Origin of the sequence: Rathayibacter sp. AY1C2 (genome assembly GCF_002931195.1) — a bacterium.
Lineage (GTDB): Bacteria > Actinomycetota > Actinomycetes > Actinomycetales > Microbacteriaceae > Rathayibacter.
This window is the reverse complement of record NZ_PSWG01000011.1, coordinates 40,359-55,027: the sequence shown is the minus strand read 5'-3', so window position 1 is coordinate 55,027 and position 14,669 is coordinate 40,359. Positions and strand designations below refer to the sequence as shown.

Below are 14,669 nucleotides of genomic sequence, written 5' to 3'. Positions count from 1 at the left end.
GGAGGTGCGCGGTGGGACTGCCCGAGGTGTGCGTCGTCTACGTCCTCCGCGAGGGCCCGCGGGGCGCGGAGGTGCTGCTCGGCCGGAAGCGCCGCGGCCTCGGCGAGGGGCGCGTGGTCGCTCCCGGCGGCAAGCTCGAGCCCGGCGAGTCGCCCGTCGCCGCCGCCGTCCGCGAACTGCAGGAGGAGGCCGGGCTCGTCGCCCGAGCGGCCGATCTGGAGCCGCGCGGCGTGCTCGACTACTCCTTCCCGCACCGGCCGGCCTGGAGCCAGCGCTCGCACGTCTTCCTCTGCCGCCGCGTCACCGGCGAGGTCACCGAGTCGAGCGAGCTCGCCGCCGCCTTCGTCCCGGTCGAGGAGGTGCCGTTCGAGCGGATGTGGGATGACGCCCGCCTCTGGCTGCCGGGCGTGCTGCGCGGGGGCGCGCCCGTGCGCCTCCGGGTCGAGTTCGGCGCCGACCTCGCGAGCGTGGCCTCGTGGGGGCCGGCCGACGCTCAGACGAACGTTCCCGCCACCAGCAGCGCCAGCAGCGAGATCACCGAGGCGATCGAGAGCGTCAGCGAGTAGGCGGTGAACGTGCCCCGCACGGTGAGGCCGAGCACGGACTTGAAGAGCCAGAACGCGTTGGCGTTGACCATCCCGAGGAAGAGCGCGCCGGAGCCGGCGGCCAGGGCGATCAGCGCCGGGTTCACGTCGAGCACGGGGATCAGCGGGGCGACGATGCCGACCGCGGTGATCGCGGCCGTCGAGACCGAGCCGATCGCCGCGTGCAGCACGGCCGCGACGACCCAGGTGAGCAGGATCGGCGAGAGGGCCCGCCCGTCGAAGGCGCCGGCGAGCGCGTCGCCGACCCCGGTTCCTCCGACCACGGCGGCGAGGCTGCCGCTGACCCCGGTCAGGACGACGATCGGGCCGCTGCGGGTCAGTGCTCCGCCCAGTGCCGTGGCCACGGCGCCCTTCGGGAGCGTCCGCAGTGCCGTCGCGTAGGCCAGCACCAAGCCGGCCAGCAGCGCGATGTGCGCGTCGCCGAGGAACCGCAGGAGGGGGACGTCGAGCTCGGCCAGCTGGGTGAGCGAGTTCGCGGCGATCAGCACGATGGTGAGGGCGATCGGAGCGACGGCCAGCGCGAGCGGCACCCGCCGCGTCGCGAGCGCCGTGCCTCCCGTGGCCGCGCCCGCCTCGGGCTCGAGAGCGGGCCCCGGGACCGCCCCGCCCTCGAGGTCGCGCTCGTCCCGCCAGCCGCCGCGCTTCACCAGGGCGCTGTACACCAGCACGGTCAGCACGATGGTGACGATGCCCAGCGGGGCGCCGATGGCGACCATCGACGGCAGGGGAGCGCCCGCGATGCCTGCCGTGGCCAGCGCGGCGGCTCCGGGGACGACGAAGACCACGCCCACGATCATCCCGACGATGGAGGAGCCGGCCAGCAGCCCGTAGCCACCGGCACCGAGCCCCCGCGAGGCCAGACGAGTCAGCGGTGCGCTCATCACGACCAGCACGTCGGAGTAGATCGAGGGGAAGGCGACGCCCAGGGTCAGCGCGTAGGCGACCGGGAGCGCGCGCCGACCGAAGCGCTTCACGAGCCAGCGGGCGAGCAGCGGGGCCACGCCCAGCGCCTCCAGGAGCGATCCGAGCAGCAAGCCGAGCGCGATCAGCAGGCCGATGTCGCCGAGGACCGCGCCGAATCCGGACGTCATCGCGGTCACCGTCCCCTCGCCGCCCTGCCCCGAGACGAGGCCGAGCCCGAGGGCCGAGACGAGGAGGGCGATCACCGGCTCGACCTTCAGCACGACGATCAGGACCACGACGGCCACGATCGTGAGCAGGATGAGGAGCACGGGCCAGTAGTCGGTCATGGGCGGTCCTTCTGTCGAGGAGCGGGAGGGCCCGGAGACCGGGTCGCCGCGAGCCGTCCAGCCCCGGCCGTGGTGCGCCGCCAGACGGACGATCGCGCGGATCCGCGGAGCCGGGAGAACGCCGCGGAGACGCGGCGCGTCAGCGGAACATACCGATCCCCGACCCTGCTCCCCGACGTCGACGACTTCCTTCGTCATGCAGCGTCGCGAACACGCGGGCCGGATGCGCACCCTGCTACTTTCACCGGGCAGACGTCCTCGGGGGGAGGACGCAGCCGCATCTCTCCTCCGTGGTCACCCGCATCCGGACGGCCTCCGCCGTCCGACCCGCCAGGCGCCCTCCGTGGGGCGCCGCCGTCAGCGGGCCACACGACAGCGACGCGATCCGGCCCCGCCCGGACGCGCCCGAGCGCAGCAGGAGCACTACCCATGACGGCACAGATCATCGACGCGACCGATCTCGACGAGCTCCGGCGCGTCGGGCAGGAGCTCCGCGAGGGCGCGACCGTCATCGCGCAGACCGACACGAACTACGGCGTGTTCGCCAGCCCCTTCTCGCGCAGCGCCTGCTTCCGCCTCTACGACATGAAGAAGCGGGACGGCGCGAAGCCGCTCACCCTCTTCGTCTCCGCGCCCCGCGACTGGGCGACCTGGGCCTTCGCCCCGGAGACGGCCGACATGGACGCGCTCGTCGCAGCGTTCTGGCCGGGGCCGCTGAACGTCATCCTGCGCCGCAAGCCCGTCGTCCCGGACTGGGTCACCTCGGGCCAGGACACGGTGTCGGTCGTGCACAACCTCAGCGCCCCGATCAACCTGCTCTCGATATTCGCGGGCCTGCCGCTCGCGGCCACCTCCGCCAACATCAGCGGCACGGTGTCGACCGGACTCGTCGACTTCGACCTCGCCGCGGAGCACCTCGGCGGCGACAGCGACTACCTGATCCGCAGCACCACCGCCCCCGACTCCACGATGAGCAGCACGATCGTCTCCCTCGTGGGCGGCGCGTCGATCGTCCGTCAGGGCGACGTGGGCGCCGACGCACTGCGCGTCGTCGTGCCCTCCCTTGTCTGACCTCGGGCGCGGGGACGCCCCGCGCGGCCGCAGCGCCGCCGGGCTGATCACGGTCTACCGGATCGTCTCGCGCGCCTACTTCCACCTGCCCGTGGTCGCGGTGTTCCTGCTGGCGCGGGGCTACCCGATCCTGGCCGTGGCGCTGCTGCTGGCGCTCTACGGAGTGGTGGCGGCGCTCGCCGACGGCCCGCTCTCGCCGCTCACACGCCGCCTGTCCTCGGCGGGCGCGCTCGTCGTCGGCGAGGGCGTGAAGGCACTGGGCCTCGTCGTGATCGTGCTGGACGCGGATCCGGTCGCCGTCGTGATCAGCCAGCTGCTCGCCGGCTGCGGCTTCTCGCTGACGGCCGGGCGGGACGCCGCGCTGGCCTCCTCGCTGCGCGCCGGAGCCGATGCTCGCCGCCAGGAGACGCGGGTGCAGAGCGGAATGTTCCTCGCCTCCTTCGGCGCGGGAGTGCTCGGGGCCGCCTCGCTCGCGCTCTGGGACCGGCTGCCGTTCCTCCTCAGCGCGCTCGTGTCGTGCGCCGCGCTGGCCGTGGTGCTCCTTGCCCGCCTGCCGCTCGGCGCGAGCGCCGCCTCGGGAGTGGCGGCGCGCGCCGTGCGGCCGGCCGTCCTGCCCGCCGCGGTGCGCTTCTGGTCTCTCTACTACTCCGTGAACCGCGCCGTCCTGCTCGCCGCTTACACCTTCGTGATCCCGCTGCTGCTGTTCCAGGAGCTGCGTCTGACGCTGCCCGCGTTCGGCCTGGTGCTCGGCCTCTACACGCTCGCCGGCCTGGCCGCCGCCCGGCTCTCGCCGCTCATCGCCGGCACGCCCCTGGTCTTCCGGCTGACGGCGCTCACCCAGGTGCTGGGCCTCGCCCTGACCACCCTCGGGGTGCTCGGCGCCGCGATCGCCGGCCTGGCCCTGCTCGGGATCGCGGGCGGCTTCGTGCGGCCCGCGACGATGATCGCCCTGGCGCCGGCGATGAACGGGCTCGAGGACGGCGCCCGGGTCGCGGTGATGCGCGGACTGGAGCGCAACCAGGGGATCCTCCAGGCCGTCCTGCTCGTCGGCGCCGGGATACTCGTCCCCCTCACGGGAGGGACCGCGCCGACCCTCATCGTCCTCGTCGTCCTCGCGGTCCTCGCGCAGACGATCGGGGCCGTCTCGATGCGACGACAGGAGAGGAGGGCCGTCACCACGGAAGCGGAGTGACAGAGGAAGTCCGGGACGAGCCCGCCGGCGGCGTCCCTCATCCACGTGCAAGGAGTGAAGCAATGCAGCCCATCTACACGTTCTCCGATTCCGACAGATCGACCCTCCAGCAGTCGCTGCTGGCGGTCGCCATCGACCCCTACAAGGACTACGACCGCTTCCGCGACGCGATCGCCGCGCTGATCGACAGCGGCGACGTCCCGCAGGGCTTCGTCGACGCGCTCGCCCGCATCCGGCGCGAGCGCGACGAGAAGATCACCTACGCGCACCTGATCTCGAACAACCCGGTCGACGACGAGATCCCCTGGCTCGACCAGGACGACGCGCTCGAGGACAAGTACCGCAAGAAGCTGACGTTCGTCGGCGAGGGCCTGCTCGAGCTGCAGTCGCAGTACCTCGGCTCGCCGCTGCTCGCGTACGCCACCCGCAACAACGGCGACTTCTTCCAGGACGTCTACGCCGACAACCGCTTCTCGAACACCCAGACGCAGAAGACCGACGGCGAGCTGTACTGGCACAACGAGCGGACCGCGCACCCGGTGCGCGCCGACTTCATCTCGCTCCTGGGACTGCGCACGCCCGAGACCGACCTCGTCTACACGAAGTACGTCGACGGCCGCGAGATCCTGCGCTTCATCTCACCCGAGAACCAGGCGCTCCTGCGCGAGGCGGTCTACATCACCCCGTTCGACGAGCTCTCGCGCGCCCAGAACAAGAACCAGATCGTGTCGGACCAGCACGCTCTGCTCGAGAACGAGCACAGCTTCCGCTACTACGACACCCGGACGGTGCCGGCCGACCCGGACGACCTGCCGCACCTGTGGGCGCTCTGGCAGTTCCGCGATGCGCTCTCGAAGGTCAGCGAGCAGTACCACCGGATCCGCGACGCGGACCTGCTGATCATCGCGAACCAGGACGGCCTGCACAGCCGTCAGCTCGTCGACGTCCAGGACCGCGACAAGACCCGCTTCCGCTGGCTGCTGAAGACGTACTCGTTCCGCGACGCGGCGACCGCGGACCGCCACTCCGACTACTGGCTCGACGGCGTCCGCGGCCGAGTCACCGACTGAGAGAGAAGGAGAACGACATGACCGATCTGACCAGGAGCACGCCCCCGCACCCGCTCGACTTCCTGCCCGCGACGGCGCCCCTGGAGGTGTCCAGCGACGACGTGACCGACGGCGAGCGGCTCGCCGAGGCCCAGGGGAGCGGCGACACCAGCCCGTCCCTGCGCTGGAGCGCCGGCCCCGAGGGCACGCAGTCGTACGCCGTGACCGTGTTCGACCCCGATGCGCCGACCCTCGGCGGCATCCACCACTGGGTCCTGGTCGACATCCCGAAGGAGGTCACCGAGCTGGCCGCCGGCTCGACGGAAGTGGGGCGCCCGGCGCTCAACGACCTCGGGTCGCTCGCCTACGCCGGTGCGGCCCCGCCGCCCGGTGACCGCCCGCACCGCTACCTCTTCACGGTGCACGCGCTCGGAGTGCCGACGCTGCCGGTCGACGAGTCGACTCCGGCCTCGCTGGTCGGCTTCCATCTGACCGTCAACACGCTCGCGCGAGGCTCGCTCACGGCCCTCGCCTGAGCCGTCCCGTCGGCGCGCGCGGCGCGGACGGGCGCGCACCGGGCACCGGAGTCGATCCGGAGCCCGGTGCGCGTCCGTTCGCGGCATCACCGCCGCGGACGACGGGAGGCGATCCGCTAGGCTTCCGCTCGGCCGGGGCCCCGCCCATGGCGTCTCTGGACACCACGAAAGGGAAAGAATGACCAGCACGACGGTGATCGAATGGCGTGAGCAGGCTCCTGCGGAAGCGGTGGACGCGCTCTACGCCCCCGGTGGACTGGTCGTCTGCGCGACCAAGGTCGGCTACATCCTGATGACGACCGACGGAGCGGGCCTCGAGCGCAAGTTCTCGGCCAAGCAGCGCAACCGCAACAAGCCGGGCGTCGTGCTCTGCTCCAGCATCGAGCAGCTCACCGAGCTCGCCGAGCTCAACGAGGAGGTCCTCGCCTTCTACCAGAAGCACTGGGACCAGGACGTCCTGCTCGGCTGCATCCTCCCGTGGAAGGCCGAGGCCGTCGACCTGATCGACGAGGACGCCCGCGAGCTGGTCCGCGACGGACGGGGCACCAGCTGCTTCGTCATCCGCTTCGGCCGCCCGGCCGAGCAGCTGGTCGCCACCATGTGGGAGCGCGACCGCACCCTCACCTTCGCCAGCTCGGCCAACCCCTCGGGCGTGGGCAACCGCGGCCGCGTCGCGAACATCGGCGAGCGGATCGAGAACGAGGCCGACGTCATCGTCTCGGCCGACTCCTACGTCTCCTCGATCCAGCCGGACAAGGACGAGGACTCCCGCCACGAGCAGGGCGTCATGGTCTCGATGGTGGACGCCTCGGGCGCCCTCATCCCCGTGCAGGGCGGCGAGCGCTCGATCACCCCGGGCCCCGTGCTGATCCGCCGCGGCCTCGACTACGAGCGCATCATGCTGAACCTCGCCGAGCAGTTCAACTCCTGGGACTACCGCCAGGGCGAGTACTACTGATCCGGTGAGGGATCGGATCGACGGCCGGGCCGGGGCGCGCCCCCGGCCCGGCCGTCGTCGTTGCACCGCCAGGACTCCAGCAGGCCGTGAGGGGTCGTCGACCCCTCGCTTCACCGGCGGCCGACGCTCGCCGGCCCCCTCGAGGACCTCGTGATCGACGTCTCCGATGGCGCGGAGCCACGCGCGCTGCGCGTTCTCGGGTGGGCCGCAGCCGTCTCCCTCCTCCCGGTCGGCGTGACGGCGGCGCTGGCGGGACTCGGAGCGCTCGTGGAACCCGGCTTCGCCTCCCTCCTCCTCTTCCTCGCGGCGGTCGGGCTCCTTCCTGGAGCGCTCGTCTTCGTCCTCCCGTGTGCGGCGCTGGCACTTCGGCGATCGACGTCGACACCGTCGCTCGCTCCGGCCCTCGTCCTGGTTCCAGCGTGGCTGGCAGCCCTAATCGTCGTGTCGCCGTCGATAGCGCTCGTGGTCGGCGTGGCCGACGGGCAGCCGAGCGCGAGCAGTGTCCTGCAGGCGGTCGCTCCGGGCCCGGCGCTCCTCGTCGCCGTCCCGCCGAGCATCCTCGCTCTGGGCCTCTCCCTGCTGCTTCTCGCGCTCGGGCGACGGCGGCTCCGCCGGTCCGGTGAGCCACGGCACGAGGAGCGGGCGCCCGGATGGTACGAGTGATCGCGGGCGAGTCCCGCCGTCAGAGCTCCAGCACGTCGCCCGGCTCGAGGGCGTGGTACTCGCCGCCGCCCTCGCGCACCGCCCAGCCGAGCCGGTCGTGGCCGAGCGAGCGCCCCGCCTCCGAGAGCACCTGCTCGTGGGTCGCGAAGGCGTGCCGCGGGGCGAGCTCGAGCACGTAGTCCATCGCCTCGGCGATCTTCATCCACGGTGCTCCCGAGGGAGCAGCGAGGATCTCGACATCGACGCCCTCCGGCACTGTGAACGAGTCGCCGGCGTAGTAGACCCGGCCGTTCACCAGGACGCCCACGTTGTCGATCACGGGGATGCTGCGGTGGATCACCGCGTGACGGGAGCCGAAGAAGCGCAGCTCGAACGGGCCCACCGTCACGACATCGCCGTCGGCGACCGTCTCGACGTCGAAGCCCTCGGCGGCGGCGGCGACCCCGGCCGGGCCGAGGATCCGCAGCGACGGGGCCGCGTCGCGCAGGCGCTGCAGCTGCTCCGGGGTCCAGTGGTCGGCGTGCTCGTGGGTGAGCACCACGGCGACGGTGTCGGTCGTCCCCTCGACGGGCCGGGTGAAGGACCCCGGATCGATCACCAGCCGGGCGCCGTCCTCCTCGATCAGGACGGCGGCGTGCTCGAGTTTCGTCAGTCTCATGCCCCGAGCCAACCGCCTCGGCGGGCGGCGGGCAAGGCCGGGGCCGAGCGGAGACCGGATGGGCCGGGCGCTCGATTTGCGTCGATGCGGATCCGTGTGCAACACTCTTCGAGTTGCAAAAACGCGGCCCCATCGTTTAGCGGCCTAGGACGTCGCCCTCTCACGGCGGTAACGCGGGTTCAAATCCCGCTGGGGTCACCACGGCAACACGAGAAGAACCCCCGGTCTGACCGGGGGTTCTTCTCGTTTAACACCCGGGTGCTCGCCACGCGGCACCCGCTCGACGCATCGCGCCGATCGCCTCGTTCCCGCTCCGCCTCCCCGGGGCCGCATTCCGCCGGATCGGCGCTAGGATCGCATCCGCGAAGGGGAGTATCCCGCCTTTCCGCTCCCGTCAGTACGCACCGCCCCTGCGCGGCGCCGGGGCGGGACGGGTGACGCGGACCGGCACGGCCGTCCGCTCCCCGGGGAGAGACTTTCGGCCCCTCATCCACTCGGAAGGCCCCCATGCTCGATCTGCCCGTCTGGTTCGTGATCGGCTCGTTCGTCGTCCTGAGCCTGATCCTCGCCGCCGACCTGCTGCTGGTCTACAAGCGCCCGCACGTGCCGAGCCTGAAGGAGTCGGGGCTGTGGGTCGGCTTCTACGTGTCGCTGGCGCTCGTGTTCGCGCTGCTGATGCTGATCCTCGGCGGCGGCGAGCTGGCCGGCCAGTTCGTCGCAGGCTGGCTGACCGAGTACAGCCTCTCGGTCGACAACCTGTTCGTCTTCGTCATCATCATGGGCCGCTTCGCGGTGCCGGCGAAGCTCCAGCAGGAGGTGCTGATGGTGGGCATCATCATCGCGCTGGTCTTCCGCGGCGTCTTCATCCTGCTCGGCGCGCAGCTCATCGAGAGCTTCAGCTGGATCTTCTACCTCTTCGGCGCGTTCCTGGTCTACACGGCCTGGAACCAGGCGTTCGGCGCGGAGGACGAGGACGAGGGCACCGACAACCTGCTCATCCGGCTCCTGCGCCGCCGCGTCAAGATCTCGGACTCGTTCGACGGCTCCAGGATCCGCACCACGATCGACGGCACGCGCCACTTCACGCCGATGCTGATCGTGTTCCTCGCGATCGGCTCGACCGACCTGCTCTTCGCGCTCGACTCGATCCCGGCGATCTTCGGCATCACCGAGAGCCCCTTCATCGTGTTCACCGCGAACGTCTTCGCGCTGATGGGGCTCCGCCAGCTCTACTTCCTGCTCGGCGGGCTGATCGACAAGCTCGAGTACCTCAAGTACGGGATCGCGTTCATCCTCGCCTTCATCGGCGTGAAGCTCGTCCTGCACGCCCTGCACGAGAACGACCTGCCCTTCCTCAACGGGGGCGAGCCGGTGCCGGTGTGGGACATCGACACGATCACCTCGCTCGTGGTCATCGTGCTGAGCATGACCGTGGCGACGCTGGCGAGCCTGGCGAAGATGCGCCGCGAGCACCGCCACATCCAGCTGCACGACGGGCACCCCGAGGTCGTCGCGGACGACGCCCGGTCCTCCGCCGAGGAGAAGTGATCCCGCGATGACGACGACCACGGTCGACCTGCCCCAGGGGGCGCTGCGGCTCGCCGTCAGCAGCAGCACCGACGTCGGCGCCGTCCGCCGCGTCAACGAGGACGCCCTCCTCGCCGACGAGCTGCTCCTGGCAGTCGCGGACGGGATGGGCGGGCACGCACGAGGGGACCTCGCGAGCGCAGCCGCCGTCGAGGCGCTGCGCGAGAACCGGCCGACGAGCCTGGGTCCGGTGGACGCGGTGTTCGACCTGGTGGAGGGCGCCAACACGGCCGTGCGCGCGCTCGACGTGGGCGGTGCGCTCTGCGGCACGACGCTGACCGGGCTGATGCTCGTGCTCCCCGAGCCCGCGGGCCCGGCCCGCTGGGCGCTGTTCAACGTCGGGGACTCCCGCGTCTACCGCTGGGACGGTGCCGAACTCCAGCAGCTGACGGTGGACCACTCCGCCGTGCAGGAGCTCGTCTCGGCCGGCCTGCTCACCCCCGAGTCGGCGGAGTCGCATCCCGACCGCAACATCGTCACCCGCGCCCTCGGCGCCGACGAGGAGGTCGAGACGGACGTCTGGACGCTGCCGGTCGTGCCGCGCGCCAGCTACCTGCTCTGCTCCGACGGGCTGACGAAGGAGCTCTCCGACCAGCGGATCGCCGCCCTGTTCGCCCGCCGCGACTCCGGCGACCCTGCCGACCTCGCTCAGGCGCTCGTGCGTGCGGCGGTCGAGGCCGGCGGACGGGACAACGTCACCGTCGTCGTCGTCGACGCCGTGCTCGACGCCCGCGCCTGAGCCGGGCGACTCCGTGCCGCGCCCGCCCGGGAGGCGGGGGAGCGCGGTGCTATTCTCGGTCCATGCTGAGTGGCCCGCACCTCCTTCCGTGCCGCGACGAGACCTCGAACTGACGGCCTCCCTCGTCGCGGTGCCTCGCCCGGCCGAGCAGCGACTCCAGGAGGAGAAGGAACCGTCATGATCGAGACCACACCCGGCACAGCCGCGCCCGCGTCGAGTGGAGCAGGGACCGGCAGGAGAGCCGAGAAGCCGCGCACCCTCGCCGAGAAGGTCTGGGACGACCACGTGGTCGTCGCGGGCGAGAACGGCGCTCCCGACCTGCTCTACATCGACCTGCACCTGCTGCACGAGGTGACCAGCCCGCAGCCGTTCGACGGCCTGCGTGCCGCGGGGCGCCCGCTGCGCCGGCCGGACCTCACCATCGCCACCGAGGACCACAACACGCCGACCCTCGAGATCGGACGCCCCATCGAGGATCCGATCAGCCGCACCCAGATCGACGCGCTGCGCCGCAACGCCGGCGAGTTCGGCGTCCGCCTGCACTCCCTGGGCGACGTCGAGCAGGGCATCGTGCATGTCGTCGGCCCCCAGTTGGGCCTGACGATGCCCGGCGTCACGGTGGTCTGCGGCGACTCGCACACCTCCACGCACGGCGCGTTCGGCGCGATCGCCTTCGGCATCGGCACGAGCGAGGTCGAGCACGTGATGGCGACGCAGACGCTGCCGCTGCAACCCTTCAAGACGATGGCGATCACGGTCGAGGGCACGCTGAAGGAGGGGGTGACGGCCAAGGACATCATCCTCGCGGTCATCGCCCGCATCGGCACCGGCGGCGGCCAGGGCTACATCCTCGAGTACCGCGGCTCCGCGATCCGCGCGCTCTCGATGGAGGGCCGGATGACGATCTGCAACATGTCGATCGAGGCGGGTGCGCGGGCCGGCATGGTCGCGCCGGACGAGACGACCTTCGCCTACCTGCACGGCCGCCCGCACGCTCCGGCGGGCGAGGACTGGGACGCCGCGGTCGCCTACTGGCGGACGCTGCCGAGCGACGAGGGCGCCGTGTTCGACGCCGAGGTCGTGATCGACGCCGACGCGCTCGAGCCGTTCGTCACCTGGGGCACGAACCCCGGCCAGGGCGTCTCGCTCTCGCAGGCGGTACCGGACCCTGACGTCCTCGACGATCCGAACGAGCGCGCCAGCGCTCTGCGAGCGCTGGAGTACATGGCGCTGGAGCCCGGCACGCCGATGAAGGAGATCCCGGTCGACGTGGTCTTCATGGGCTCCTGCACCAACTCGCGGATCGAGGACCTGCGGGCCTTCGCTGCCGTCGTCGAGGGGCGCACCAAGGCCCCCGGCGTCCGCGTGATGGTCGTCCCCGGCTCCGCCCGGGTGCGGCTCGAGGCCGAGGCCGAGGGGATCGACCGGATCGTCACCGCGTTCGGCGCGGAGTGGCGCTTCGCCGGCTGCTCGATGTGCCTCGGGATGAACACCGACCAGCTCGTCCTGGGGGAGCGCGTGGCCTCCACGTCCAACCGCAACTTCGAGGGTCGTCAGGGCAAGGGGGCGAAGACCCACCTCGTCTCGCCCCTCGTCGCCGCGGCCACGGCCGTGCGCGGCACCCTCTCCAGTCCCTCCGATCTGGAGCCGGTCCGCGAGAGAGCAGGAGTCTGACCGTGCAGAAGTTCGAGACCGTCACCGCGATCGCCGCGCCCCTGAAGCGCGCCAACGTCGACACCGACCAGATCCTCCCCGGCATCTACCTCCGCCGCATCACGAAGACCGGCTTCGAGGACGCGCTCTTCCACGGCTGGCGGCAGGACGCGGACTTCGTCCTCAACCAGGAGCGCTACCGCGGCGCCGGCATCCTCGTCGCCGGCCCCGACTTCGCCATCGGCTCCAGCCGCGAGCACGCCGTCTGGGCGCTGCGCGACTTCGGCTTCCGGGTCGTCATCTCCCCCCGCTTCGGCGACATCTTCCGGGGCAACGCCGGCAAGCAGGGACTGCTCGCGGCCGTCGTCTCGGAGCCCGACGTCGAGCGGCTGTGGGAGATCATCGAGGGCACCCCGGGAATAGAACCGACGGTGGATCTGGTTGCGCGTACGGTCACCGCCGGTGGCGAGACCTTCGACTTCGAGATCGACGACTACACTCGATGGCGCCTGATCGAGGGCCTGGACGACATCGGCCTGACCCTGCGCGACGAAGCGCTCATTTCCGAATTCGAGACCCGCCGCGAGAGCTGGCGGCCCAAGACATTGCCGGTGAAATAGCGTGAACACACTTCTTCAGGACGCCAAGGCCCTGCAGGACGCCAAGGCGTCGGGAGCACGGGTGGGAATGACGACCGAGCGGATCACCATCAACGGCGGGCGACCGCTGGTGGGCCGGATCGAGCTCAAGGGGGCCAAGAACCTGGTCACCAAGGCGATGGTCGCGGCGCTGCTCGGCGAGACCGCCTCCACCCTCCGCGACGTGCCCGACATCAGCGACGTCCGCGTCGTGAAGGGCCTGCTCGAAGTCCACGGCGTCAAGGTGAAGCAGGGCGCCGAGGTGGGCGAGCTGATCCTCGACCCCTCCAACGTCGAGTCCGCGCACTTCGCCGACATCGACGCGCACGCCGGCTCCAGCCGCATCCCGATCCTCTTCTGCGGCCCGCTGCTGCACCGCCTGGGCGAGGCGTTCATCCCCGACCTCGGCGGCTGCCGCATCGGCGACCGCCCGATCGACTACCACCTCGAGGTGCTGCGCAACTTCGGCGCCGTCGTCGAGAAGCTGCCCTCGGGCATCCGGATGTCGGCACCCGAGGGCCTGCACGGCGCCAAGGTGTCGCTGCCCTACCCGAGCGTCGGAGCGACCGAGCAGGTCCTCCTGACCGCGGTGCGCGCCTCCGGCATCACCGAGCTCTCGGGCGCGGCGATCGAGCCCGAGATCATGGACCTGATCAACATCCTGCAGAAGATGGGCGCCATCATCTCGGTCGACACCGACCGCGTGATCCGCATCGAGGGCGTGGACCGGCTCACCGGCTACTCCCACCGCGCGCTCTTCGACCGCAACGAGGCGGCCTCCTGGGCGGCCGCGGCCCTCGCGACCGACGGCGACATCTTCGTCGGCGGCGCCCGCCAGCAGGAGATGACCACCTTCCTCAACGTCTTCCGCAAGGTCGGCGGCGCGTTCGAGATCGCCGAGGACGGCATCCGCTTCTACCACCCGGGCGGCGAGCTCAAGCCGGTCATCATCGAGACCGACGTGCACCCCGGCTTCATGACCGACTGGCAGCAGCCGCTGGTCGTGGCGCTCACGAAGGCCAAGGGCGTCTCGATCGTGCACGAGACCGTTTACGAGCAGCGCTTCGGCTTCGTCGACGCGCTCGTCGAGATGGGCGCGACCATCCAGATCCACCGCGAGTGCCTCGGCGGGCAGGCCTGCCGCTTCGGGCAGCGCAACTTCATGCACTCGGCCGTGATCTCGGGACCCTCGAAGCTGCACGGCGCCGACATCGTCGTGCCGGATCTGCGCGGCGGCTTCTCGCACCTGATCGCGGCGCTCTCGGCCGAGGGCACCTCGACGGTCTCGAACGTCGGCATCATCAGCCGCGGCTACGAGAACTTCCTCACCAAGCTCGAGCTGCTGGGCGCCGTCTTCTCGCTCGACGCGTAGCCGCCCACCGGGACCCCGGGCCGCTGAGGACGACCGTCCTCAGCGGCCCGGGGTCCTGTCGCGCCCGGGCGCGCCCCACGCGGGCGGTTCCGCGTCCTCCTCCAGGCGTCCCCGGATCCGCTTCTCGAGGAGCGCGAGCGTCGTCTCCGGCGCGGGCCGGAGGCTCAGCGGTCCGGGCGACTCGACCAGGACCAGCGTGAGGCGTCCGCGCCGCGTGCCGGCCAGGACGACCTCGAGGGCCTCGCGCGGACGCAGGCCCACCAGCACCCACCGCCGCTCCAGCCGCGCGATCCGCGCCCAGGGCACGACGACGCCCCAGTCGCCGAAGGAGACGGTCAGTCCCCGGCGGCGCGGCACGACCACCGCGTAGGGCCGCAGCGTCGGCAGCGGGAACCGCGGCTCGACACGACGGAGGCCCGCTCCGAGCCGGCCGCGTCCGAGGACCGCGACGCCGCCGGTCGCCTCCGCCTCGACGTGGGCGAGCGGTGCCACCGCCACGCGCCAGAGGGCGTCGACCCCGCCGATCACGAGGGCGACGGCCGCCGAGCCGCCGACGAGGACCGCGAGCGTCAGCAGGAGGCCGTCGCCGAGCGCGGCCGCGTCGCGTCCGGCCTGCGTGGCGAGCAGCACGACTCCCCACACGAGCAGGAGCACCAGGCCGGACTGCGCGATCGGCGAGTCGGCGAGGCGGCCGAGCG

15 protein-coding genes and 1 tRNA gene are annotated in these 14,669 nt (G+C 71.7%); 13 read left to right on the top strand and 3 right to left on the bottom strand.

Annotation, left to right across the window (positions count from 1 at the left end; all coding sequences use genetic code 11):
• Nucleotides 1-11 precede the first annotated feature (11 nt).
• Nucleotides 12-566 carry an 8-oxo-dGTP diphosphatase gene (locus tag C5C55_RS09765; protein ID WP_181065444.1) on the top strand — a complete coding sequence of 185 codons (555 nt, stop codon included), beginning with the start codon at nt 12-14 and terminating at the stop codon, nt 564-566.
• Here the strand turns inward: C5C55_RS09765 and C5C55_RS09760 are convergent.
• On the bottom strand, nt 494-1,855 hold the full coding sequence (locus C5C55_RS09760) for a GntP family permease (RefSeq protein ID WP_181028702.1): 1,362 nt from the start codon (nt 1,853-1,855) through the stop codon (nt 494-496). The two genes, C5C55_RS09765 and C5C55_RS09760, sit on opposite strands and share 73 nt — an antisense overlap.
• Before the next feature lie 429 nt (nt 1,856-2,284).
• Here C5C55_RS09760 and C5C55_RS09755 point away from each other — a divergent pair, with 429 nt between their 5' ends.
• From C5C55_RS09755 to C5C55_RS09730, 6 genes are all read left to right on the top strand, one after another.
• On the top strand, nt 2,285-2,926 hold the full coding sequence (locus tag C5C55_RS09755; RefSeq protein WP_104225616.1) for an L-threonylcarbamoyladenylate synthase: 642 nt from the start codon (nt 2,285-2,287) through the stop codon (nt 2,924-2,926).
• The gene (locus C5C55_RS09750; RefSeq protein WP_104233774.1) at nt 2,919-4,118 is read left to right on the top strand and encodes a hypothetical protein; all 1,200 of its coding nucleotides are present in this window, start codon (nt 2,919-2,921) and stop codon (nt 4,116-4,118) included. The genes C5C55_RS09755 and C5C55_RS09750 overlap by 8 nt, the downstream gene beginning before the upstream one ends.
• A 62-nt stretch (nt 4,119-4,180) precedes the next feature.
• Nucleotides 4,181-5,188 carry a TauD/TfdA family dioxygenase gene (locus tag C5C55_RS09745; protein WP_104223082.1) on the top strand — a complete coding sequence of 336 codons (1,008 nt, stop codon included), beginning with the start codon at nt 4,181-4,183 and terminating at the stop codon, nt 5,186-5,188.
• Nucleotides 5,189-5,205: 17 nt separating this feature from the next.
• A complete protein-coding gene (locus tag C5C55_RS09740) occupies nt 5,206-5,703 on the top strand; it encodes a YbhB/YbcL family Raf kinase inhibitor-like protein (protein ID WP_104223083.1) in 498 nt (165 codons plus the stop codon).
• A gap of 178 nt (nt 5,704-5,881) precedes the next feature.
• Nucleotides 5,882-6,661, top strand: a complete 780-nt coding sequence (locus tag C5C55_RS09735) for an L-threonylcarbamoyladenylate synthase (protein WP_104223084.1) — start codon at nt 5,882-5,884, stop codon at nt 6,659-6,661.
• A gap of 150 nt (nt 6,662-6,811) precedes the next feature.
• Entirely contained in the window at nt 6,812-7,324 is a 513-nt protein-coding gene (locus C5C55_RS09730) for a hypothetical protein (RefSeq protein WP_104233773.1), read from the top strand.
• Between the two features lie 19 nt (nt 7,325-7,343).
• Here the strand turns inward: C5C55_RS09730 and C5C55_RS09725 are convergent, their stop codons facing one another.
• Nucleotides 7,344-7,982 (bottom strand): MBL fold metallo-hydrolase, encoded by a 639-nt coding sequence (locus C5C55_RS09725; protein WP_104225619.1) that lies wholly within the window; start codon nt 7,980-7,982, stop codon nt 7,344-7,346.
• Between the two features lie 125 nt (nt 7,983-8,107).
• On the opposite strand from C5C55_RS09725, the gene C5C55_RS09720 reads away from it, so the two are divergent.
• From C5C55_RS09720 to murA, 6 genes are all read left to right on the top strand, one after another.
• Nucleotides 8,108-8,183, top strand: a tRNA-Glu gene (locus tag C5C55_RS09720).
• A gap of 306 nt (nt 8,184-8,489) precedes the next feature.
• Nucleotides 8,490-9,530, top strand: coding sequence for a TerC family protein (locus C5C55_RS09715; protein WP_104223086.1), 1,041 nt, complete (start codon nt 8,490-8,492; stop codon nt 9,528-9,530).
• A 7-nt stretch (nt 9,531-9,537) separates the two neighbouring features.
• Nucleotides 9,538-10,308 carry a PP2C family serine/threonine-protein phosphatase gene (locus tag C5C55_RS09710; protein ID WP_104223087.1) on the top strand — a complete coding sequence of 257 codons (771 nt, stop codon included), beginning with the start codon at nt 9,538-9,540 and terminating at the stop codon, nt 10,306-10,308.
• Nucleotides 10,309-10,485: 177 nt separating this feature from the next.
• On the top strand, nt 10,486-11,982 hold the full coding sequence (leuC, locus tag C5C55_RS09705) for a 3-isopropylmalate dehydratase large subunit (RefSeq protein ID WP_104223088.1): 1,497 nt from the start codon (nt 10,486-10,488) through the stop codon (nt 11,980-11,982).
• Between the two features lie 2 nt (nt 11,983-11,984).
• Nucleotides 11,985-12,581 carry a 3-isopropylmalate dehydratase small subunit gene (gene leuD, locus C5C55_RS09700; protein ID WP_104223089.1) on the top strand — a complete coding sequence of 199 codons (597 nt, stop codon included), beginning with the start codon at nt 11,985-11,987 and terminating at the stop codon, nt 12,579-12,581.
• 67 nt (nt 12,582-12,648) lie between these two features.
• On the top strand, nt 12,649-13,971 hold the full coding sequence (gene murA, locus C5C55_RS09695; protein WP_181067830.1) for a UDP-N-acetylglucosamine 1-carboxyvinyltransferase: 1,323 nt from the start codon (nt 12,649-12,651) through the stop codon (nt 13,969-13,971).
• A 39-nt stretch (nt 13,972-14,010) separates the two neighbouring features.
• On the opposite strand, the gene C5C55_RS09690 is transcribed toward murA, so the two are convergent.
• Nucleotides 14,011-14,625 carry a hypothetical protein gene (locus tag C5C55_RS09690; RefSeq protein WP_104233771.1) on the bottom strand — a complete coding sequence of 205 codons (615 nt, stop codon included), beginning with the start codon at nt 14,623-14,625 and terminating at the stop codon, nt 14,011-14,013.
• Nucleotides 14,626-14,669: the final 44 nt, after the last annotated feature.